This is a genomic window from Gilliamella sp. ESL0405 (assembly GCF_019469205.1).
Classification (GTDB): domain Bacteria; phylum Pseudomonadota; class Gammaproteobacteria; order Enterobacterales; family Orbaceae; genus Gilliamella.
Genome location: NZ_CP048265.1, coordinates 366,133 through 389,059, shown reverse-complemented (window position 1 = coordinate 389,059; position 22,927 = coordinate 366,133). Strand labels below are relative to the sequence as shown.

At 38.5% G+C, this 22,927-nt stretch carries 21 protein-coding genes and 3 CRISPR repeat arrays; of the genes, 10 read left to right on the top strand and 11 right to left on the bottom strand.

The annotated features are described in order from the left end of the window. Positions 1-194 precede the first annotated feature (194 nt). The 4 genes from dsbB to rapZ all read left to right on the top strand — a co-directional run bounded on the left by dsbB (position 195) and on the right by rapZ (position 3,072). Positions 195-728, top strand: coding sequence for a disulfide bond formation protein DsbB (gene dsbB / locus GYM74_RS01800; protein WP_220218795.1), 534 nt, complete (start codon positions 195-197; stop codon positions 726-728). Between the two features lie 72 nt (positions 729-800). Then, positions 801-1,457 carry a bifunctional tRNA pseudouridine(32) synthase/23S rRNA pseudouridine(746) synthase RluA gene (gene rluA / locus GYM74_RS01795; protein WP_220218794.1) on the top strand — a complete coding sequence of 219 codons (657 nt, stop codon included), beginning with the start codon at positions 801-803 and terminating at the stop codon, positions 1,455-1,457. A gap of 74 nt (positions 1,458-1,531) precedes the next feature. Then, positions 1,532-2,128, top strand: coding sequence for an XTP/dITP diphosphatase (locus GYM74_RS01790; protein WP_220218793.1), 597 nt, complete (start codon positions 1,532-1,534; stop codon positions 2,126-2,128). Positions 2,129-2,223: 95 nt separating this feature from the next. Beyond that, the gene (rapZ, locus tag GYM74_RS01785) at positions 2,224-3,072 is read left to right on the top strand and encodes an RNase adapter RapZ (protein WP_220218792.1); all 849 of its coding nucleotides are present in this window, start codon (positions 2,224-2,226) and stop codon (positions 3,070-3,072) included. Between the two features lie 3 nt (positions 3,073-3,075). Here the strand turns inward: rapZ and GYM74_RS01780 are convergent, their stop codons facing one another. After that, a complete protein-coding gene (locus tag GYM74_RS01780; protein WP_220218791.1) occupies positions 3,076-3,897 on the bottom strand; it encodes a divergent polysaccharide deacetylase family protein in 822 nt (273 codons plus the stop codon). After that, positions 3,894-5,102, bottom strand: a complete 1,209-nt coding sequence (gene envC / locus GYM74_RS01775; RefSeq protein WP_220218790.1) for a murein hydrolase activator EnvC — start codon at positions 5,100-5,102, stop codon at positions 3,894-3,896. Before envC ends, GYM74_RS01780 begins: the two co-directional genes overlap by 4 nt. Positions 5,103-5,315: 213 nt before the next feature. Here envC and glyQ point away from each other — a divergent pair, with 213 nt between their 5' ends. The 4 genes from glyQ (at position 5,316) to ybaK (ending at position 9,785) form a co-directional block, all read left to right on the top strand. Next, positions 5,316-6,251, top strand: coding sequence for a glycine--tRNA ligase subunit alpha (gene glyQ, locus GYM74_RS01770; RefSeq protein ID WP_220218789.1), 936 nt, complete (start codon positions 5,316-5,318; stop codon positions 6,249-6,251). 10 nt (positions 6,252-6,261) lie between these two features. After that, positions 6,262-8,334, top strand: coding sequence for a glycine--tRNA ligase subunit beta (glyS, locus tag GYM74_RS01765; RefSeq protein WP_370634044.1), 2,073 nt, complete (start codon positions 6,262-6,264; stop codon positions 8,332-8,334). 60 nt (positions 8,335-8,394) lie between these two features. Continuing rightward, a complete protein-coding gene (locus tag GYM74_RS01760; protein ID WP_220218787.1) occupies positions 8,395-9,213 on the top strand; it encodes a hypothetical protein in 819 nt (272 codons plus the stop codon). An 86-nt stretch (positions 9,214-9,299) separates the two neighbouring features. Continuing rightward, positions 9,300-9,785 carry a Cys-tRNA(Pro) deacylase gene (gene ybaK / locus GYM74_RS01755; protein ID WP_220218786.1) on the top strand — a complete coding sequence of 162 codons (486 nt, stop codon included), beginning with the start codon at positions 9,300-9,302 and terminating at the stop codon, positions 9,783-9,785. A gap of 173 nt (positions 9,786-9,958) precedes the next feature. Here the strand turns inward: ybaK and GYM74_RS01750 are convergent, their stop codons facing one another. The 4 genes from GYM74_RS01750 to GYM74_RS01735 all read right to left on the bottom strand — a co-directional run bounded on the left by GYM74_RS01750 (position 9,959) and on the right by GYM74_RS01735 (position 13,124). Next, a complete protein-coding gene (locus tag GYM74_RS01750; protein WP_220218785.1) occupies positions 9,959-10,231 on the bottom strand; it encodes an HU family DNA-binding protein in 273 nt (90 codons plus the stop codon). A gap of 165 nt (positions 10,232-10,396) precedes the next feature. Further along, a complete protein-coding gene (locus tag GYM74_RS01745) occupies positions 10,397-10,999 on the bottom strand; it encodes a YjaG family protein (protein WP_220218784.1) in 603 nt (200 codons plus the stop codon). Next, positions 10,992-12,065: a uroporphyrinogen decarboxylase gene (hemE, locus tag GYM74_RS01740; RefSeq protein WP_220218783.1), complete on the bottom strand. Its 1,074-nt coding sequence runs from the start codon at positions 12,063-12,065 to the stop codon at positions 10,992-10,994. Before hemE ends, GYM74_RS01745 begins: the two co-directional genes overlap by 8 nt. 153 nt (positions 12,066-12,218) lie before the next feature. Then, positions 12,219-13,124 carry a LysR family transcriptional regulator ArgP gene (locus GYM74_RS01735; RefSeq protein ID WP_220218782.1) on the bottom strand — a complete coding sequence of 302 codons (906 nt, stop codon included), beginning with the start codon at positions 13,122-13,124 and terminating at the stop codon, positions 12,219-12,221. 208 nt (positions 13,125-13,332) lie between these two features. Between GYM74_RS01735 and rpiA the strand changes: the two genes are divergently transcribed. Together rpiA and serA are read left to right on the top strand one after the other, a co-directional pair. Further along, complete coding sequence (gene rpiA / locus GYM74_RS01730; protein WP_220218781.1) at positions 13,333-13,989, top strand: ribose-5-phosphate isomerase RpiA; 657 nt, start codon at positions 13,333-13,335, stop codon at positions 13,987-13,989. Positions 13,990-14,057: 68 nt separating this feature from the next. Further along, on the top strand, positions 14,058-15,299 hold the full coding sequence (gene serA / locus GYM74_RS01725) for a phosphoglycerate dehydrogenase (protein ID WP_220218780.1): 1,242 nt from the start codon (positions 14,058-14,060) through the stop codon (positions 15,297-15,299). Between the two features lie 199 nt (positions 15,300-15,498). Next, positions 15,499-16,066: direct repeats of the CRISPR family, unit length 28 nt; unit sequence TTTCTAAACGACTTATGCAGCCGTGAAG. Positions 16,067-16,639: 573 nt separating this feature from the next. Continuing rightward, positions 16,640-17,568: direct repeats of the CRISPR family, unit length 28 nt; unit sequence TTTCTAAACGGCTTATGCAGCCGTGAAG. A gap of 573 nt (positions 17,569-18,141) precedes the next feature. Beyond that, a CRISPR array of direct repeats spans positions 18,142-18,648; the repeat unit is 28 nt; unit sequence TTTCTAAACGGCTTATGCAGCTTTGAAG. Positions 18,649-19,333: 685 nt separating this feature from the next. Here serA and GYM74_RS01720 read toward each other — a convergent pair. The 5 genes from GYM74_RS01720 to GYM74_RS01700 form a co-directional block, all read right to left on the bottom strand. Then, positions 19,334-20,113, bottom strand: a complete 780-nt coding sequence (locus GYM74_RS01720) for a DNA-binding transcriptional repressor (protein ID WP_220218779.1) — start codon at positions 20,111-20,113, stop codon at positions 19,334-19,336. Between the two features lie 101 nt (positions 20,114-20,214). After that, positions 20,215-20,580, bottom strand: coding sequence for a transcriptional regulator GutM (locus GYM74_RS01715; RefSeq protein ID WP_220218778.1), 366 nt, complete (start codon positions 20,578-20,580; stop codon positions 20,215-20,217). Between the two features lie 74 nt (positions 20,581-20,654). After that, positions 20,655-21,434 (bottom strand): sorbitol-6-phosphate dehydrogenase, encoded by a 780-nt coding sequence (srlD, locus tag GYM74_RS01710; RefSeq protein ID WP_220218777.1) that lies wholly within the window; start codon positions 21,432-21,434, stop codon positions 20,655-20,657. A gap of 10 nt (positions 21,435-21,444) precedes the next feature. Then, positions 21,445-21,813: a PTS glucitol/sorbitol transporter subunit IIA gene (locus GYM74_RS01705; RefSeq protein WP_220218776.1), complete on the bottom strand. Its 369-nt coding sequence runs from the start codon at positions 21,811-21,813 to the stop codon at positions 21,445-21,447. Between the two features lie 102 nt (positions 21,814-21,915). Beyond that, the gene (locus tag GYM74_RS01700; RefSeq protein WP_220218775.1) at positions 21,916-22,923 is read right to left on the bottom strand and encodes a PTS glucitol/sorbitol transporter subunit IIB; all 1,008 of its coding nucleotides are present in this window, start codon (positions 22,921-22,923) and stop codon (positions 21,916-21,918) included. Positions 22,924-22,927: the final 4 nt, after the last annotated feature.

Below are 22,927 nucleotides of genomic sequence, written 5' to 3'. Positions count from 1 at the left end.
TATTTAAGTTTCTTTTGTTAAATCCGGATAGTCATAACTTTGATTAATTAGAGATGATGAGTCCACTATCAATGAGTAAAAGTCGTTTTACATTATTGAAAAATCCTCTACACTACCGCTAACTTAATAATAGAACATTTTCCAATACACTCACTGATGAATGATTATAACGGAATACGGGAGAATAAAATAGTATGTTAGCATTGCTCAATCAATACTCACGTGGAAGAATAGCATGGGCGCTATTATTTTTATCTACAGCTGTTTTTGAAATAACCGCACTCTATTTTCAACACGGTTTAGGGCTAGCCCCTTGTACGCTTTGTATTTATCAACGATGTGCAATTTACGGCATCATGTTAGGCAGTATTTTCGGATTAATTGCCCCCCAAAAGCTAATTTATCGCCTATTGGGTATTGCAATTTGGTTATATAGTGCCTATAAAGGTTTGAACTTAGCCATGTATCACGCCCATTTACAATTTGAACCCAATTTAACCGACAGCTGTGCTATAAACGTTCAATTTCCAAGTTGGCTTCCATTAAATCAATGGTTTCCAAGCATGTTTAATGCTTATGGTAGCTGCGCTGAAAAAATATGGTCATTTTTAACCATTGAAATGTCACAATGGATGATTATCATTTTTGCCTGCTATATTATTGTCGGTATCATTGTCCTGTTTTCCCAAATTTTCCCAACAGCCAAAAGCTCGACGTGGCATAAATAATATTAGACTGGCACTTTTTGCCGAGTTTGTTAGAATGTGTGACAATTTTATTTTACAAATTGTCACACACAAATGCTTTTGGAATATCATCCGCCTACTGATCCGTGGCTTTCAATTCTATATCAAGATGATCATATTGTGGTTGTTAATAAGCAATCTGGTCTGCTATCTGTTTCGGGTAATAAGCCTCAATTTATTGACAGTATTATTCATCGTCTACAACAAAAATACAGTTATGTTGAATCGGTACATCGTTTAGATATGGCAACTAGCGGTATTATGGTCGCTGCGCTATCTAAACTTGCCGATCGTGAAATTAAGAAACAATTTAGAGAACGGATTCCGAAAAAAACTTATATCGCTGTTGTACATGGGCATATTGAACAAGATTGTGGCCAAGTTGAACTGCCTTTGATTTGTGATTGGCCTAATCGTCCACGGCAAATGGTTGATATGGAAAACGGTAAACATGCATTAACCGAGTATCAAGTCGTTGCACGCAATAGTGACAACACCACACGGGTTGAGTTATACCCGTTTACTGGCCGTTCGCATCAATTACGGGTACATATGCAAGCTATCGGACACCCAATTTTAGGCGATAAATTTTATGCGCACCCGCAAGCTTTTGCGATGTCGAAAAGATTGCTATTACACGCACAATCACTCACGATTAATCACCCTAAAACCGGGGAAAGCATGACATTTACTTGTGAACCGGAATTTTAAACCGCTAGGTAATCAGTAACCATTTAACTGACTAAAATAGCCTAAACAACATCAATCAATTAAGGAGCAACAAAATGCAACAAATTGTTTTAGCAACCAATAATCAAGGTAAGGTCAATGAGTTACAAACGCTATTAGCCGACGCCGGTTTTAATATTGTTGCGCAAAAACAGTTCAATGTTCCGGACGCTGAAGAAACAGGTTTAACCTTTGTTGAAAATGCTATTTTAAAAGCTCGTCATACTGCAAAATTAACCGGTTTACCCGCCATTGCTGACGACTCAGGATTAGTTGTTCAAGCGCTTAATGGCGCTCCCGGGATCTATTCGGCTCGTTATGCCGGTGAGCATGGCAACGACCAGAGTAATAATGAAAAATTACTCAATGCATTAAAAAATGTCCCGCCGGAAAATCGGCAAGCTTACTTTTATTGTGCGCTGGTATATTTGCAACATGAAAACGACCCAACGCCCATTATCTGTTTAGGTAAATGGGATGGTGTTATCTTAAATGAATTAAAAGGCGAAGGTGGTTTTGGTTACGATCCGCTGTTTTACATACCGCAACTCAATTGCACAGCGGCGGAGTTAACCAAGGATCAGAAAAGCCAGATATCACATCGTGGATTAGCGCTTAAGCAGTTAATTGCCCAAATTAAAGCTAAGCACTAAAGCATGATGTTTTGCATGATTGTTTATACACAAAATTGCACAACAAGAAGTAAAAAGTATATACTTAAGGCAACAAATATGCTGGAGTTGTTATCATGATTTTAATGATAGTAAGTGGTCGTTCAGGTTCCGGAAAATCGATTGCGTTACGTGCATTAGAGGATATGGGATTTTATTGTGTCGATAATATCCCGCTTGCACTATTACCACAATTAGCCGATTCATTAAAAAACAACAATACCCCTGTTGCCGTTAGTATTGATATCCGAAATTTACCCGCCAATTTTGACTTTAATCACGATGTATTACAGCGTTTACCGGCATCGGTAACCCCCGAAATTATCTTTTTCGATTGCAGTCGAAACACCCTTATTCGCCGTTACAGTGAAACAAGGCGCATTCACCCTTTAACCAATCAAAAATATTCGTTAGAAGAAGCTATCGACCTTGAAGAAAAATTTCTGGAGCCATTAAAATCGCACGCTAGCTTAGTGATTAATACCGATAATCTTTCGGTACATGAGCTATCAAGTATTTTAAGGTCTCGAATTTTAGGTAAAAAAGAGCGTGAATTAACAATTATTTTTGAATCGTTTGGCTTTAAACATGGTTTGCCGGTCGACGCCGATTTTGTTTTTGATGTACGCTTTTTACCCAATCCACACTGGGATATCAATTTACGAGCCCTAACCGGATTAGATGAGCCGGTTAAGCAATATCTGTTAAAACATGACGAAGTGACCAATTTTATCTATCAAACAGCCAATTACCTTAAGCAATGGCTGCCTCTTTTAGAAAAAAATAACCGCAGTTATTTAACCATTGCTATCGGTTGTACGGGTGGTCAACATCGTTCGGTTTTTATTGCTGAGCAGTTAGCGGCGTTTTTCCGGGCGCAAAATAAACAAATTCAAGTTCGTCATCGCACGTTGGAAAAAAAGTAACCGCTACTGTTTGGTTAGCATAAACTGACACAATAGCTCAAATAATTGTCGATATTTGTCGAGTAGTTTTTCTAAGTAAAGTGGGTTTTGCGTAGGTAACTCCGGGGCTGGAATTAACTCGCTGATTTTAATTAATTCAATATCATCGGGTAAATTTGCCAGTTTAGATGTTAGCACATTCACCGTTTGTGGATGAGGATGACCAATTGCAATTGCCACGCCATGCTTGCGCGCAACGTTAATTGCTGATTCAAATTGCTGGCCGATTGCGGTTTCAGTTATTTTATCATCTAAAAAGACATCTCGCTCAAGAACGGGAATAGCGTACTGGCTTGCCGCCTCTTTGGTTTTAGTTCTACCGATTGTCTTACTATCTAAAAAAAACATTGAGTAGTTGCTTAAGGCTTTCATCACATGATTCATACCCGTAAGATCCGAGGTCATCAAACTCCCCATATGGTTATTGACACCAATTGCATAAGGTACACGCTCTACTGCATCGGTTACAATTCGACTCACGACTGACTCTTCCATATAAGGAAAAAGGGTATCTTTCTCGAGCGGTTGTTTTCCTGTAGGTGCCATAGGTAAATGAATAATCACATCATTACCATGCTGATGAGCTAGCGTTGCAATCTTCTGTGCATTTGGAGAATTAGGTAAAACAGCGACAGTAATATTGGGTGAAAGCGCAATAATTTTCTGTTCGTTACTTTGCCGATAACCAAAATCGTCAATAACTAAAGCAAGTTTTGCCGCCCAAACACAGTGGACATTAACGATCATTAAGCTTAAAAAAATAAAATGTACTAAACGTATCATCATTTTAACCACCCTCTTGGATCAAGCGCTTTACCGTCTCGCCTAATTTCAAAATATAAGCTTGGCGTATTTTGCCCGCCGCTTGAACCAACTAAAGCAATAGGTTGATTGGCATGAATTTTATCCCCAACATCAACTAAAACCCGTTGATTATATCCATATAAGCTCATATCACCTTTCCCATGTTCCAGTGCAACAACAAAACCATATCCTTGTAACCAACTGGCAAGAATAACTCGCCCGTCTGCAATCGCTTTTACTTGTGTACCGTCATTAGCATTGATTACCATTCCTTTCCAATGAAGTTCACCTTGTAAAGACTCACCAAATCGATGCGCAACAGTTCCGCTAACCGGCCAATCAAATTGGTGTCCGGGCTGACCAATACCACTGACACGAGCCATTAAACTGCGTTCGTCAGCGCTAAGTGTATAGTTTGTATTTTTCTGTTTTGCCTCAATGTGTTTTGCTTGTCTGGCTTCTTCTTCGGCAATAAGACGGCTCTCTCTTTCTGCCTGAGCAATTTTAGCTTGTAGTTTGGTTTCGTTTTCTTTTAGCTGAGCCAATTTTTGCTCATTTATTTGCATCGACGATTCAAGCGAGTTAATGGTTTTTTGCCGATCTTTTTGATTTTTCACAAGCCCGACTTGCTCTTGTTTCTGTTTGGTTTGTAATGCTTTTTGCGTAGTGAGTTTTATTTGTAACGCCGCTTTTTTATCGTTAAGTTGTAATTGCGTTTCACGCAGGGCATTAATTTGCTGCTCTCTTGCCTGATTGATATAACGATAATAGGTAATTAAACGTTCATTGCGATCGTTCTCTTCACTGGCAAAAATAAGTTCGAAACCGGTACTTTTTCCCAATTTAAACGCACTTTCAAGCTGTTTAGCTAATACCTGCCGTTGTTGCGTTTGTTTAGCGCTCAAATCATCGATTTGTTTAATTAATTGGTTAATTTCAGAATTGAGTTTTTTAAGTATGGTGCCATTTTTTTCAATGGATGTGAGTAGTTTGGCTATTTGTGTTTCTTGTTCTTTAAGCGCATTAACTAATTGTGTTCGCTCTTTTTTTTGCTCAGCTAAACGGGTTTCTTGCTCTTCAATGGATTGACGTATAATTTGTAATTGCTGATTATCATCAGCATACAAAAAACTAACTTTCATTAAGCAAATTAGCGTTACGACGACAATTTTGTTATGAATAGACATGGCGTTTGAATTTTTAATTTATTACCAAGCAATTAAGATAGTTTTACTATACCGATAAATAAGCCAATATGCAAAATGAAAACAGTATCAAATCGGTTAAACAATATATTAAATTATATAATGATTAGGCATTTCACAAGCTTGAATAAAAAGTATAAAATACAGCACTATTTAAATTATTGAAAAATCAATTCAACCATTAAAGATAACATCATGCAAAAGTTTAATGTCAAAACCTTTCAAGGGTTAATACTTACGTTACAAGATTACTGGGCTAATCAAGGTTGTACGGTAATTCAACCGTTAGATATGGAAGTTGGCGCCGGCACCTCTCATCCGATGACCTGTTTACGTGCACTAGGACCTGAGCCTATCAATGCCGCTTATGTTCAACCTTCACGCCGCCCAACCGATGGTCGCTATGGTGAAAATCCCAACAGGTTACAACATTATTATCAGTTTCAAGTTATCTTAAAACCGTCACCAGAGAATATCCAAGAGCTCTATTTAGGATCACTCAAAGAGCTAGGACTCGATCCAACAATTAATGATATTCGTTTTGTCGAAGACAATTGGGAAAACCCTACGTTAGGCGCATGGGGATTAGGCTGGGAAGTTTGGTTGAATGGTATGGAAGTAACTCAGTTCACCTACTTTCAGCAAGTAGGCGGGCTTGAGTGTAAACCGGTAACAGGCGAAATAACTTATGGTTTAGAACGCTTAGCGATGTATATTCAAGGTGTCGATAGTGTTTACGATTTAATCTGGAGCGACGGTGCTTTTGGTAAAACCACCTATGGCGATGTGTTTCATCAAAACGAAGTTGAACAATCGACTTACAATTTTGAATATGCCAATATCGACTTTTTATTTTACTGCTTTGAACAACACGAAAAAGAAGCAAAATTTTTACTTGAATTAGAAAAACCTTTACCGCTACCTGCTTATGAACGAATTTTAAAAGCTGCACATTGCTTTAATTTACTTGATGCCCGTAAAGCGATTTCAGTAACCGAGCGACAACGCTATATATTGCGGATCAGAACATTAACCAAAATGGTTGCTGAAGCTTATTACGCCTCGCGTGAAGCACTTGGATTCCCGATGTGCCAAAATTCACCGTCAAACGAAAATGCATCATCTAAGTAGGAAGATAAATATTATGCAAAAAACATTTTTAGTGGAAATTGGTACAGAAGAGTTACCACCAAAATCACTCCGCACATTAGCGCAAAGTTTTGCCGCTAACTTTATTGAACAACTGGATAATGCTAATTTAGAACATGGTGAAGTACTTTGGTACGCATCGCCACGACGTTTAGCGTTAAAAGTATTAAATTTAAATGATACTCAGCCCGATAGCCAAATTGTTAAACGTGGCCCGGCTGTGAGTGCCGCTTTCGATCAAGCAGGCAATCCAACCAAAGCGGCAGAAGGTTGGGCTCGTGGTTGTGGTATTAGCGTTGATCAAGCTGAGCGTGTGCAAACCGACAAAGGTGAATGGCTATCTTATACCCAATATCAAAAAGGTCAGGCGGTTGTTGATCTATTGTGTGATATGGTAAAAGCATCGCTGAGCAAATTACCAATACCTAAACCGATGCGCTGGGCGGCTCGTCAAGTTGAGTTTATCCGCCCTAGCCATACTGTGACAATGCTATATGGTGATGAGCTGGTTCCCGGCACAATTTTAGATATTCAATCAGACCGCATTATCCGTGGTCACCGTTTTATGGGTGAACAAGAGTTTACCATTGATCATGCTGATCAGTATCCGGACATTCTTGAGCAGCGTGGTAAAGTCATTGCTGATTATGACAAACGTAAATCAATTATCAAACAGCAAGCACAAGAGGCGGCAGCCAAACTTAACGGTAAAGCAGATTTAACCGAAAGTTTACTTGAAGAAGTCTCATCTTTGGTTGAATGGCCGGTTGTGTTAACGGCAAAATTTGAAGAGCGATTTTTAGATGTGCCGGCCGAATCACTGGTGTATACCATGAAAGGCGATCAAAAATACTTCCCTGTTTATGATAATCAAGGCAAATTACTGCCGAATTTTATTTTTGTTGCCAATATTGAATCAAAAGATCCACAAGTGGTGATTGCCGGTAATGAAAAAGTGGTGCGCCCACGTTTAGCCGACGCCGAATTTTTTTATAAAACCGATTTAAAACAGCGTTTAGAAGACCGCTTACCTCGCCTTGAAACCGTGTTATTTCAACAACAACTTGGCACCGTTAAAGATAAATCATTACGAATCGAAGCACTGGCCGGTTATATAGCCGAGCAAATTGGCGCTGATGTTGCTAAGGCCAAACGTGCCGGAAAATTAACTAAGTGTGACTTAGTCACTAATACCGTGTTTGAGTTTCCCGAAACGCAAGGTATTATGGGACGATATTTAGCCATAAAAGACGGCGAAAGTATTGAAGTTGCCACTGCCATTGAAGAACAGTATAAACCACGTTTTTCAGGTGATGAATTGCCGAGCACAAACGTATCATGCGCGGTTTCAATCGCTGAAAAAATGGATACCTTAGCGGGTATTTTTGGTATCGGTCAACACCCTAAAGGCGACAAAGACCCGTTCGCATTACGCCGTGCGGCAATCGGTGTTTTACGTATTATTGTTGAAAAAAGCTTACCTTTAGATTTGCTTGATTTAACAAACTATGCGACATCACTATATGGCGATAAGTTAAACAATAAAAACGTTGTGACCGATATTGTCAGCTTTATGCAAGGTCGCTTCCGAGCATGGTATCAAGAGCTTGGTTTTGCAATCGATACCATTCAAGCGGTGTTAGCGCTTAATCCAACTAAACCGGCTGATTTTGATGCCCGGATTAAAGCTGTTACCCATTTTAGAACGCTACCGGAAGCCTCTTCACTGGCTGAAGCCAATAAACGGGTTTCAAATATTTTATCGAAAGCACAAGTGCAAATTCCCGATACTATTAATACGGCATTATTAGAAGCCGGAGCAGAAGGTGAATTAGCGAAACAAGTGGTGATATTAAACGATAAGTTAGCACCTTATTTTAATGAAGGTCGTTATCAAGATGCGTTAGTTGAATTATCATCATTAAAATCACCTGTTGATGAATTTTTTGCATCAGTCATGGTGATGGCTGATGATGAAAAAATTAAACTCAATCGCTTGGCCTTGTTGAAGAAACTGCAAAATTTATTTTTAAAAGTTGCCGATATCTCTTTATTACAAGCATAACAGCTATCTTATTTATAATAACAAGTGGTAATCAAGCGATTGCCACTCAGTGGATATAATATGAACAAACAATCAAGTTTAAGATTTAATGAAGTTTTCAAGCAAACTATTCATTTTATTAGCAATCGAATTGGGACGATTATTATTACCTGCATCATTTTTGGTGTATTAATGACATTGGCTATCAATAGTTTCTTTTATCAAGAATTACTAACTGAATTTAAAACTAATCCTGCTGTTATTATCTATCCCTTTTTTCAGTTTTATTTATTTCACACGTTTATAATTGCAATCATTATTGCAATGATTTATAGTTTTTCTCACTGTGATAATTTAAATATCAATAAATTAATATCAAACTCAGTAGCGAAATTTTTTCAGTTATGCGTTTTTTATTTACTATTTATTGGGGTGATATTAGTTCCTTTAATGATCGTCATTTTTTTATTACAGCATGTATTGTTATTACTATTTCCCCAACAAGGTGAAACGATATTTGACCTAATGATGACGATTGTTTCTTTAATTTTTCTATTTGTATTTTATTTTTATTGCGCATCTATCGTTGAACCTAAACAAAAAAGATTTAAGGATCTTTTTGCCGATGCCTTTAATTTTAGGATAAATCTTAAATCAGCAACAGCAATAATGTTCATTTGTTATATTGTTTGTGTCTGTGTTGTCTTACCACCGGTATTAAACTCACTAAACGCTGAAAATTACTTTGTTGTTATGAGTATTTTATTTTGTTTGACTTACTTTCTGATTTTTGTGTTGATAAGCTTTTTTTATCGTTTCATCACTTTACAGACCAATAATCAAACACCTGTATCGAAAAAAGATGAAGATGATCAGCAGTATAACAGTCTTATTTTGTAATCACTTTGCTTACTCGCTGGCTTTCCGTCAGCGGGTTGTTAAAGTTAGTTATTCAACGATTAAGGCCAATATCCGGATTAAATATCATGACACCTGCGATAAATCTTCTCAAAAAGCACAATATTCGTTTTCATCTTCATCAATATGATCATGACCCCAAACAGACACATTTTGGTCAAGAAGCCATTGATAAACTTGATCCTGATTCAAATGTAGCTGCCGGTCAAATATTCAAAACGCTCATTGTCAATTTAAATGGTGACAATAAAACATTTGCTGTTTGTGTTGTACCGGTTAATACCCATTTAGATTTGAAAAAAGCCGCTAAAGCGCTCGAATGTAAAAAAGTTGAGTTAGCCGATCCAAATTTGGCACAAAAAATTACCGGTTATTTGGTGGGTGGAATAAGTCCATTAGGTCAAAAAAAGCAATTACCCACACTCATTGACATAAGTGCAAATCAATTCGAAACGATGTTTATATCAGGTGGGAAACGTGGTTTAGAAATTGAGATTGCACCGCAAGCATTGGCAAGTATAGTAAATGCTAAATTGGTTGATGTTAGTGTTTAAACCAAAACAGTTTTAACCGGATAAATAGGGGTTATTAAATCAGGAAGAAGGAATAAAAGATAAGATAAAACTATAATATTTTACGGCGTAAAAAAAGTTAATAGGCCACAAGACTAGGTCTTATGACCTCTAGATATCTTCTATCAATAAATCGACAGAAAATAAGCAAACAATTATTTGATTGCTTCTTTTAAGCTTTTACCAGAAACAAATGCTGGTACTTTGCTTGCAGCAATTTTAATTTCTTTACCTGTTTTAGGGTTACGACCGGTACGAGCTTTACGAGCATTAACTTTAAACGTCCCAAAACCAACTAATTGAACTGGTTCACCTGCTTTTAATGATTCAGTTATAGCAGCTAAAGTAGCTTCTAAAGCTGTCTTTGCAGCAACTTTAGTTACACCAGCTTTGCTAGCAATTGCATCTACAAGTTCTGTTTTATTCATGGAGATATCCTTACATATTTATTTTATTGTTAATGTTGACATGATAAACAAAGTTAAAAAAAACTTTGCAGCTGTAAACGTCTTTCAGACTACATTACTAGTAAATGTAGTCTATATTTCTCTAATGTTAAAGAAAAATTTATTAAAAAATAAAAAAAACACCCATTAAATGACTTGATTGCTCAAAAAAACACCAATATTACTGATTTTTTCAGACCTTATATCCGTCTTTAAGCCTTTTATTAAATCGATCATAACATTATTCTCATTACATAATAATCTAAATATCTCCCATTGCAAATCAAATTCTTCAATAACATCAGATAATTTTTCTTGCTCGCTTTCAGATAGAGAAATATTCGATTTGGTCATCTCAAATTCGGCAACGGTAGTGGCCGATATGCTGCTGACTTTAGCGGTATGTTCAGCGATCTCACCACTTAAATAGGAGTGCAAGATTTCACTTAATGCATGACAAGCATCAATCGCCGGATAAACCATATAAGGGCTATCTTCAGTAACGGTTGGAATAATCGCTTCTAATTTTTCAAGTTGTAAATCGAAGTTAATTTTGGCATCTTGAACTAAGAGCGACTCCCAGATTAAATCTAGAATTTTTTTGAAGTTTTTGGCATCTTGTTCACACTGTTGTAAATTACAATAATAAACAAAGTTTGGATACATTCGTTCACACAAGCAAACCATAAATAATCGTTGTTGCCAATCTGCTAATTTTTCCACTCTTAATTGGACGGGATTTTTAATCATAATGAAACCTTTTGGACTGACGATGTACGGCGTCAACTAAATATTTTACATGCTCTACCGGAATATCGGGCAAAATTCCATGACCCAAATTAAAAACATGCCCATTATTATAGCCAAATTCTGATAAGAGTGATTCAACATTTGCTTCAATTGTCGGCTTATTGGCATATAAAACCGTCGGATCGAGATTACCTTGCAGCGCAATTTGCCCTTTATTGGCAATTTGACTTAAATTAACCGTCCAATCGACACCAACTGCATCACAGCCCGAACGTATAATGGTGTCTAACCATAATCCGCCACCTTTGGTAAATAATGTCACTGGTACATAAGACGTGATATCCTCACTCTTTTTACCTCGTTTTAATTGTGACAAAATTAGCTGCATATAATCTAATGAAAACGTTTGATAAGCTTGATGAGATAACACGCCGCCCCAAGAGTCAAAAATCATTACCGATTGCGCGCCAGCTTCAATCTGAGCATTAAGATAAAGTGCAACACTGTGGGCTAACTTCTCTAATAAAAGATGCAGGGCTTTTGGTTCGCAATAAAGCATCTTTTTGATTTTACTAAAAGATTTGCTGCTTCCCCCTTCAATCATATAAGTGGCTAATGTCCATGGGCTGCCGGAAAAACCAATTAACGGCACTTTTCCATTTAAGCTTTTTTTGGTTAAGCTAATTGCATCAGTAACATATTTAAGTGATTGATTGGGATCGGGAATCGGCAATTTTTCGATATCAGATAATTGAGTAATTGATCGGCTGAATTTAGGACCTTCTCCCGCTTCAAAATAGAGACCAAGCCCCATTGCATCAGGAATCGTTAAGATATCAGAAAAAATAATAGCGGCATCAAGATCAAAACGTTGCAGTGGTTGTAAAGTGGCTTCGCAGGCCAGTTCAGGATTTTGACACATGGTCATAAAATTTCCGGCTTTGGCTCTTAATTGTCGATATTCAGGCAAGTAACGCCCCGCTTGACGCATCATCCATATTGGCGTGTAGTCTACCGGTAAACACTGCAAGGCACGTAAATAACGATCATTTTGTAATTGGCTCATTTTATCGACTCTTTAATAGAAGATGTTACGCTGTCAAAAAGTTTCAGAAAAGCACCATGTATCATAAGCACATGTCTCAAAAGTAATATATTTCAAATGGTTATACCTAAAAAACAATATGTTTCAGTAAAAAAACTCAATACCCTTTGTATATTATTTTTTATCTTGCGGCTGTGATAATGTTCGCTGAGCATAACTAATCAATGTTTCTGAGATATTTTGCATGACACTGCTTTCCGGCGCAAAGCGATGCCAGTAAAGCATACGTCTTTGGTATAAACCTTCAGTTAAATTGACCAACTCACCGGTTTTTAATTCCTGCTCAACTTGCAACATTGGGATCATACAGCACGCCGAACCTTGTTTAGCTAGCTGAACAAAAGCCTCAGATGAGCTCGTGATATGGCAAATCACACTGCCGGGGGTAAGATTAAAATTCTCTTGTAAAAACGCTTGATGCATATCATCCAAATGGTCAAAAGCCACTGCCGGCGCTTTTAATAGCGATGAGCGAGTCACGCCGTTAGGAAAGTATTTTTTAGCAAATTCCGGAGAAGCCACAAAAATATAGTCAAGCGCACCTAATCGATCCGACAAACAGCCAGGCAAAGGATTGGCTTGAATACTAATGGCGGCAACAACGGTACCTAATCGCAATAGCTCTAAAGTATGCTCTTCATCTTTGACTTGAATATCAAAACGTAAGATATTTTTATCCAAAACTGGCTTTAACGCAGGTAACACCCACGTTGCTAACGAATCGGCGTTAATGGCAATAGAGAGTGATAACGGCGTTGAATTTTGTTCATTGTCACCTAACCACTGCTGTTCTAACAATTCGACTTGATGCAATAATCCTAAAAGATGCTCACCTTGTTTAGTCGCTTTAGGCGGAATTGTTCTAACCAGTAATTGTTGACCAAAAAAGCTTTCTAGTTGCTTGATACGTTGTGAAACCGCAGGTTGGGTTATACACAGTTTATCAGCCGCTCTTTCAAATCCTCGTTCTTTTATTACCGCATCTAATGCTTGTAATGCTCTATAATCTGGACGCTTCATAATCTCTTTACTAATGATTTGACCACAGCTTGGATAGTCAAGCTATATTAATTTTGCAAAAAAATTTAAACAGAACTTAAACTTAACATATTTTATAAAAATACTAATGATTTTTGCTTTCCAATTGGTTACTATGCCATATCTTCAACAATTTTGCTTTCAAAATTTTAATTTTTTAAGAAAAATTATACTTAAGTACGGTGATATCATGACGCAAGATGAATTAAAAAAAGCGGTGGGCTGGTCAGCATTAAAATTTGTTAAACCCGGCGCACTAGTTGGTGTTGGCACAGGATCAACAGCTGCCCACTTTATTGATGCTTTAGCGACGATGAAAGATCAGATTAAAGGCGCTGTCTCAAGCTCGGAAGCATCGACCCAAAAATTAAAAAGCTATGGTATCACAGTGTTAGACTGTAACGATGTTGATAGTTTAGATGTCTACGTTGACGGTGCTGATGAAATTAATCATCAGTTACAAATGATTAAAGGCGGTGGCGCTGCGCTAACTCGTGAAAAAATTGTCTCAGCATTAGCCAAACAGTTTATCTGCATAGTTGATCAATCAAAAGTTGTTGATGTGCTAGGTAAATTTCCGTTACCGGTTGAAGTGATCCCAATGGCTCGCTCATATGTGGCAAGAGAGCTATTTAAACTCGGCGGAAAACCGATTTATCGTCAGGGAGTGATAACTGACAACGGTAATGTCATACTTGATGTCCACGACCTTGTCATTTCAACACCAACAGAACTTGAAGACCGCATCAATGGCATTGCCGGTGTGGTAACGGTAGGATTATTTGCCAACAAAGGCGCCGATGTTGCTCTAGTCGGTACACCAAATGGTGTGACAGAATTAAGATAAAGCCTATTGCGCAAGCTGGCAGTATGTAACAATGATATAAAAAAAGAAAGAGAGAGAGAGAGGAAAAAATGGTTGTTCAGGCGTTAACCAAAGATGAAAACAAATTTTTATTGCTTGAAGGGGTACACCCGACTGCGATAGAAACACTCAAATCAGCAGGCTTTACCAATATTGAGTATCATAAAAGTGCCTTATCGCAATCCGAGCTGATCGAAGCATTAAAAGATGCACGTTTTATTGGCATACGTTCCCGAACAAACTTAACCAAAGAAATCATCGAAGCGGCGCCAAAACTAGCCGGTATTGGTTGTTTTTGTATCGGCACAAATCAAGTGGATCTTGATGCTGCTGCGGTAAAAGGAATACCTGTTTTTAACGCCCCATTTTCCAATACTCGCTCAGTCGCTGAATTAGTGCTGGCCGAAGCCATTTTACTGTTACGCCGGGTACCGGAAGCGAACGCTAAAGCACATCAAGGAAAGTGGAATAAAATAGCCACCGGATCGCATGAAGCTCGAGGCAAAAATCTGGGAATCATTGGTTATGGACATATCGGCAGTCAATTAAGTGTGTTAGCTGAATCACTGGGTATGAACGTTTACTTTTACGATATTGAAACCAAATTACCATTAGGAAATGCCAAACAGATAGCCAGTATCAAAGAGTTACTCGCTATGAGCGATATTGTCAGTATGCACGTGCCGGAAAACGCAACCACAATAAAAATGATCAGTCACACTGAGTTTGACATGATGAAACCCGGCGCAATTTTAATTAACGCCTCACGTGGTAAAGTGATTGATCTGCAAGCATTAACGCAAGCGCTTGAAAGCGAAAAAATTAGCGGCGCAGCAATTGATGTTTTCCCAACTGAACCGGCGAGCAATAGCGATCCTTTTGATTCACCACTATGCAAATTTGATAATGTGATTATCACACCCCATATTGGTGGATCCACAACCGAAGCGCAAGAAAATATCGGTATCGAAGTGGCGACAAAACTCGCCAAATACTCAGATACCGGCGCCACCCTATCGGCGGTTAACTTCCCGGAAGCATCATTACCGATTCCGGCGAAAGGATCCAGCCGTTTTATCAACATTCACCATAATCAGCCCGGCGTACTAACCGCAATCAACACCCTATTTGCCGAACAAGGCTTAAATATCTCAGCCCAGTATCTGCAAACCGATCCAAAAATTGGTTATGTGGTGATTGATATTGATCGCGTTGAGCAAAACAAAGCCGAAGAGTTATTAGTAAAACTTAAAAACGTCACCGGCACAATCAGAGCCAGACTCCTATTCTAATCACAACCCACGCAAGTGAACTCAGCGTCACTTGCGTAAAAATGCCAACCGCTAACCTATCACCAAAGCCAAAAAATGCTTGTCAAGAAGTTTCAGAAAATATAGGTGTTTAAGCAAAAAACACAAATCCTTGACAAGAACTTTCAGAAAATACCCATGTTTTAGTATAAAAGCAAAAAGTCTTAGATATTTCAAAAATATCCTAAACTCCTTATTCAGCTTTCAAGCATTAGAATGTTTTTTAAATCTGATTGTTTTCTTTCTAAACAGCTTATGCAGCCGTGAAGCATCCGGTGATTATGTCCTTATCTTGCGTAAGATTTCTAAACGACTTATGCAGCCGTGAAGTTGGTCATGAAAACATCGCACTTGGCGCAGACTTTCTAAACGACTTATGCAGCCGTGAAGGACGCACTAAAAACAGCTAGAATTCGCCTGAATTTCTAAACGACTTATGCAGCCGTGAAGCTCTGCCTTGGCCTCAAGTCACTCCCCCGGCATTTCTAAACGACTTATGCAGCCGTGAAGTTGCTTGATAGAATTCCGAAAGCTGTGAACTATTTCTAAACGACTTATGCAGCCGTGAAGCTCAATTCAGCCGAATAAATCAGAATAAGCTATTTCTAAACGACTTATGCAGCCGTGAAGTGTGTAATCAATGCCATTATCAAATCGATAATTTCTAAACGACTTATGCAGCCGTGAAGTTTACCAAACGCCTACAGGGAAGATATATTGCTTTCTAAACGACTTATGCAGCCGTGAAGTAGAATCTTACATACTATAAACATCGTTTATAAAAACATAAAGGGCAATTTTAGGTTTAAAAACCCTTTTTTTTAACGCGTTTGCAATATATTGATTTTTAATAGTTTTATTTTTAGCCAAAAAAAAGGGTTCATAAAGTTTGTATTTTAAACTCCACTACTATTTCTAAACGACTTACCATTACCTTTCCCAAAAGCAAACAAGTGCACCAGACCGCACCTTCACAAAGCGCCGACAACTGAGTGAGGTTAGCACGCCAAACAAGGATGTTTGGCGAGGCGCTGCTTTGTCAGGAACAAATCAGCGCCGGTGCGTTAAGACCGAACGAAGGCGGAGGGCAGTCGAAGACCGCTTTGGGTGGTGCTGCGAGGGGGTTATTAGGGAGATTTCGCAAAAAATCCCCTTAATTCGGACGCTGACACCAAAATGAAAATATCAATCAATTAACAGCGTCCGAAACCTACGGACTAAAAAACTGTAACTTTCAAAGAAAGTAAAAAACCTTGTCAAAAACCTTCAGAAAATACCTATATTTCAGTATAAAAGCAAAAAGTCTTAGATTTTTCAAAAATATCCTAAACCCCTTATGCAGCTTTCAAGCATTAGAATGTTTTTTAAATCTGATTGTTTTCTTTCTAAACAGCTTATGCAGCCGTGAAGATTCGCAATTTACTAATGCATTCACTCAGTATTTTCTAAACGGCTTATGCAGCCATGAAGTACGTCGTTCTATTGGTAATGAATTGAGCAAATTTCTAAACGGCTTATGCAGCCGTGAAGTCCACATCATATGTATATAAGGAAATTAAAATTTTCTAAACGGCTTATGCAGCCGTGAAGAAATACCCAGCGTTTGTTGGTGGGTTCGGTACTTTTCTAAACGGCTTATGCAGCCGTGAAGTTCTGCGCCATCTTCAAGCCCGAAGGCGGTAATTTCTAAACGGCTTATGCAGCCGTGAAGAAAAAAAAATAACAAACCAGTTAAGTTTTTTGTTTCTAAACGGCTTATGCAGCCGTGAAGAATATAACATACGAAATACCGACATCGCCCAATTTCTAAACGGCTTATGCAGCCGTGAAGGTATTATTGTTTTTTATATTGTATTTTGTAGATTTCTAAACGGCTTATGCAGCCGTGAAGATAAACATCCCCATTTGCGGTATCGATTGCACTTTCTAAACGGCTTATGCAGCCGTGAAGTCAGTTTGTTGCGCTCACATTCCCAGTTTTTATTTCTAAACGGCTTATGCAGCCGTGAAGGTATTGTTCGAGTGAGTGTTTTATTAACGGATTTTCTAAACGGCTTATGCAGCCGTGAAGTAGTTCTTAGCATGATCAGACACTCAGCAGCTTTTCTAAACGGCTTATGCAGCCGTGAAGGCAATGAATCTATATTATAACGGAATTGATGATTTCTAAACGGCTTATGCAGCCGTGAAGGATAATTATTTATTAGATTCGCCTCAAGGGCATTTCTAAACGGCTTATGCAGCCGTGAAGTAGAATCTTACATACTATAAACATCGTTTATAAAAACATAAAGGGCAATTTTAGGTTTAAAAACCCTTTTTTTTAGCGCTTTTGCAATATATTGATTTTTAATAGTTTTATTTTTAGCTAAAAAAAAGGGTTCATAAAGTTTGTATTTTCAATTCCACGACTATTTCTAAACGACTTACCATTACCTTTCCCAAAAACAAACAAGTGCACCACATTGCACCTTCACAAAGCGCCGACAACTGAGCGAGGTTAGCACGCCAAACAGGGATGTTTGGCGAGGCGCTGCTTTGTCAGGAACAAATCAGCGCCGGTGCGTTAAGACCGAACGAAGGCGGAGGGCAGTCGAAGACCGCTTTGGGTGGTGCTGCGAGGGGGTTATTAGGGGGATTTCGCACAAAATCCCCCTAATTCGGACGCTGACACCGAAATGAAAATATCGACCAATTAACAGCGTCCGAAACCTACGGACTAAAAAACTGTAACTTTCAAAGAAAGTAAAAAACCTTGTCAAAAACTTCCAGAAAATACCTATGTTTCAGTATAAAGGCAAAAAGTTTTAGATATTTCAAAAATATCCTAAACCCCTTATGCAGCTTCCAAGCATTAGAATGTTTTTAAATCTGATTGTTTTCTTTCTAAACAGCTTATACAGCTTTGAAGTTATCCCGACCCACAACCGTGATTGTGTGCTCTTTCTAAACAGCTTATACAACTTTGAAGCCTGAAGCCGAGGATGACGGCATGTCAATTATTTTCTAAACAGCTTATACAGCTTTGAAGTTGATTATTTTTTATACAGATAGGTAATCGAATTTCTAAACAGCTTATGCAGCCATGAAGTGTTGTTCTATTTGTTTAGTTTGATTTTGTGTTTTCTAAACGGCTTATGCAGCTTTGAAGGTTTCTCACTCATGGTCTGTTTCCACCGGTTTTTTCTAAACGGCTTATGCAGCTTTGAAGTCACATGAACGTTATAGCCTACATGGTCTGTTTTTCTAAACGGCTTATGCAGCTTTGAAGTTCAGCATGCATTCGTTGCGACGATGAAATCTTTTCTAAACGGCTTATGCAGCTTTGAAGTAGAAACTTACATACTATAAACATCGTTTATAAAAACATAAAGGGCAATTTTAGGTTTAAAAACCCTTTTTTTTAGCGATTTTGCAATATATTGATTTTTAATAGTTTTATTTTTAGCTAAAAAAAAGGGTTCATAAAGTTTGTATTTTCAATTCCACTACTATTTCTAAACAACTTACCATTACCTTTCTTAAAAAACAAACAAGTGCACCAGATTGCACCTTCACAAAGCGCCGACAACTGAGCGAGGTTAGCACGCCAAACAGGGATGTTTGGCGAGGCGCTGCTTTGTCAGGAACAAATCAGCGCCGGTGCGTTAAGACCGAACGAAGGCGGAGGGCAGTCGAAGACCGCTTTGGGTGGTGCTGCGAGGGGGTTATTAGGGGGATTTCGCACAAAATCCCCCTAATTCGGACGCTAACACCAAAATGAAAATATCAACCAATTAACAGCGTCCGAAACTTGCGGACAAAAAACGTGCAACTTACAAAAAAGTAAAACCTTGTTAAAAAGTTTCAGAAAATATAGGTGTTTAAGCAAAAAACACAAAACCTTGACAAGAACTTTCAGAAATCATAGGTGTTTAAGTAAAAAACGGTAATGGTAACCAAAGCCGCAATAAATGGTCGCTTGCACATATTTGGCTTATTAATAAGCTATAAAAAAGAACAACTACACTACGCCGTTAGCTATCAGCGACCTTAACTTTGATAACTTTGATGTTTCGCTCAACAAGGGCATCATAATATTTATCATCTAAATTATCATCGGTAATAATGGTATCAACCGCACTTAAATCACACACCACATTGGGACTACGGCGGCCAAATTTTGAAGAATCGGCAAGTAAAATTAACTTAGCAGCGGCTTTACTCATCGCAACACTACCATGATAGCTTTCGTTAAAGGTTGTCACGCCACCGACCAAATCTACACCGTCAGCTCCCATAAACAGTTTATCAAAAGTATAGGATTCAAAAGCGGCAATCGCTGAAGCATTATTACTGTGAAAAGAGGCTGATTTACGGCGAAAGGTGCCACCTGTTAGGATAATAGTTTGATCGTTATCATTCGCCACCAGCTCATTTACCATATGTAAGCTGTTAGTCATAATAGTGAGATTATTAAATTGGGCTAACATGGGGATCATCTGTGCCACGGTACTACCGGCATCAAAAATAATTGAATCACCTTCATGAATTAGCTTAGCCGCTTCGGCTGCTATCGCCTTTTTTGCGGCGGTATTGATGTAAGTTTTATGGTCAATGGCTCGATCACCAATCTCCCGATTTAACATAGCACCGCCATAAGTTCTTAAAACTAAACCACTTTCATTCAGTTGGGTAAGATCTTTACGAATGGTTGTACCGGTCGTTTGGAAATGGGCAACCAATTGATCAACACTTACTTGCCCATGATTTTGCAGATACTCTAAAATTGCAGTTTGTCTTTGCTTTACCTTCATGCTTAGATTCCATCATCATTATTAGCAGATATAAGAACTTATTTCGAAACTTATTATACTTTAAAATAAAAGAAAATACTTTTCATAATAAAAGTTTATTACTAATTATTTGCAGTAAGGGCGACACGTAATGCACTTTGTGAGGCAAGATCGTTTGGAAAGTATTGTATTGGATCGATTTGAGTGATCGATAAGCCATGTAAATCGCTCATCGCTTTTGGTAAAGCAAAAACGGTAATGCCCTTCATGATAACAGAGTCGATAACTACTTGATTTTCATCTAATGATAAAGCAATTAACACTCTAGGTTTAAAGCGTTTGGTTTGACTACGACCGACACCCAAATAAGTGCCTTTTTTCATGGCTAAAAATGCTTGATTGAAACGTCGAATCTGCACCCAGCTAAACACAATTTGGGTGCACCATGCAATAAAAGCCAGCACAATTAAGGTTGTTGTCATATTCATGGTGATCTCCGTTGATAAGCAAGGTAAATAGATGCGGCGAAAGCAATTGGTTTTGCTTTCGCGCGCTATTTTAACTAGAACATCACTTGTCCACCAGTAATATTAATAGATTGCCCGGTGCAGTAAGAGGCTTTATCGCTGGCATAAAACAGTAATACATTTAACACATCTTGATAATCACATCCTCTTTTGAGTGGCACTTTATCAATATAGACTTGCTCAACTTCGCTTTCGGCAATACCTAATTTTTTCGCATATTGTGGGATCAATGATTGGAACATTGGCGATTTGAGTAAATTGCCTAACATCAGTGAATTGACCGTAATGCCATAATCAGCCAAATCGAGCGCTAGCGATTGAGTTAATCCCACCCCACCGAATTTAGCCGCACTGTATCCGCAATTATGTTTGCTGCCGACTTTTCCTGATTTTGAGTTGATTTGAATAATGCGGCCGGCTATTTTGTGTTTTATCATCAATTTAGCAAATTCACGTGCACACAGAAAATAGCCGGTTAGATTGACATCAACCGACAGTTGAAAATCTTTTAAGCTAAAATCGGTAATTGGTGCCGCTTTGGCCACCCCTGCACTATAGACAATTAAATCAACCCGATGAAAGGTATTATCGACATCTTGCGCCAGTTTAACGACACTTTCTTGATTACCGGCATCAACCTTAAATCCTTGTGCCGTACCTGCACCATGTTTTTGATTAATTGCTTCGGCCACTTTGTTAGCATTATCTAAATTTAAATCCGCAACAACCACTTTATAACCGGCATCAGCAATCCCCAGGCTTAAAAATTCCCCTAGCGTTTGCCCGCCACCAATAACAACTGCAACTTGTTTCATTTTATATTCCTTAATTATTTACAATGCTAATTTCATCACCCACAAAAAGTTGAGCGGGTATGTCGCCTTTTACATGTACTGTTCCGGGTAATTCCGCTTGGCTACTACCGTCAAATCTTAATGTGATGTGACCCAATTGACGAAAATTGATGTTAGCGACATCGCCAACAGCTGTGATGTGATAAAGGTGCTTGCCTAATTGGAGTGTTTGCCCAACTTGCAGATCGTGTTTTAAATCGTCATGACTATGTACAAAACAGTAATCCGCCAAATCTGCCGGCGCGCCATTTTTAAACAGAATTAACATACCGTCAGCTAACGCTTCTTGAGCAAATTCACCGATTAGATCGATTTTTGAATGATAAATAACATTAGACATTATTAACCTTCTTTATTTGTAAGTTCTTAATCCAAAAATTTCTATTTTTTCCACTACTTTTAGCAGGGATGAAATTCATCCCCGTGCTTTTGTTCATACCATTTAATGATAGATAAAAAACGAGACTGCCCATGCAATAAGTACCGTTGGTGCGCCGGTCAGAAAACGGCTGACTAAAACAGCAGGTACCCCAACACGAACGGTATCTTGTTTAGCTTCCGCTAGCGATAAGCCAACCGGTATAAAGTCACATGCCGCTTGAGCATTAATGGCAAACAGTGCCGGTAGCGCTAAATGAGGCGGAATATTACCCAGTCCAATTTGAACGCCAACTAAGGTGCCAATCACTTGCGCAATAACGGCGCCGGGTCCTAAAAATGGTGAAAGTAGTGGGAATGAGCAGATCAACGCTAAAATGATTAACCCTATCGGATTATTTGCCAAAGGCACTAAACCATGGGCAATAAAGTCACCGAGTCCGGAGGCAATGATGATCCCAATAAGCGCTGAAACAAATGCCATAAAAGGCAATATTGTTTTCAATACGGTATCTATCGTGTCACGGCCAGCTTGGAAAAATACCGCTACCCCCGATCCCATACCAATCCCGATTTTGGCTAACAGACCGTCACTTTGTTCGGTGATTTTTTTACTGCTGTCGTATTGCTTATAGTCGGTTGATTTTTGCTCTTCATCTATGATTGGCGGATTAGCGGATGCGTGATCGGCCACATCACTTTGCTTTTCAATCAGTTGGATGTTATTGGGCTTGACTGCTGACACATAGATATCTTCCACAATATATTGCGCTAAAGGTCCGGATTTACCGGTGGCATGAATATTAATTGTAGGTACGCGATTTTTAGGGTAGATACCACAACGCAAGGTACCGCCACAATCAATGACAGCAACCCCGATCTCTTCTTTTGCCGGCTCGCCTTCTTTAAAACCGTCGATAGCTTCCCAGCCGGTTAATTCTACTAATGTGTCAACAATTGCTGGTCTTGTGCCGGCGGCGATATACACAATTTTTTTACCTGCAATAACCGGCAATTCTAAAGGGCCACCCCAACCCGCTTCGCCTTTTTCAATTCGAATAAATTTAGCCATTGTT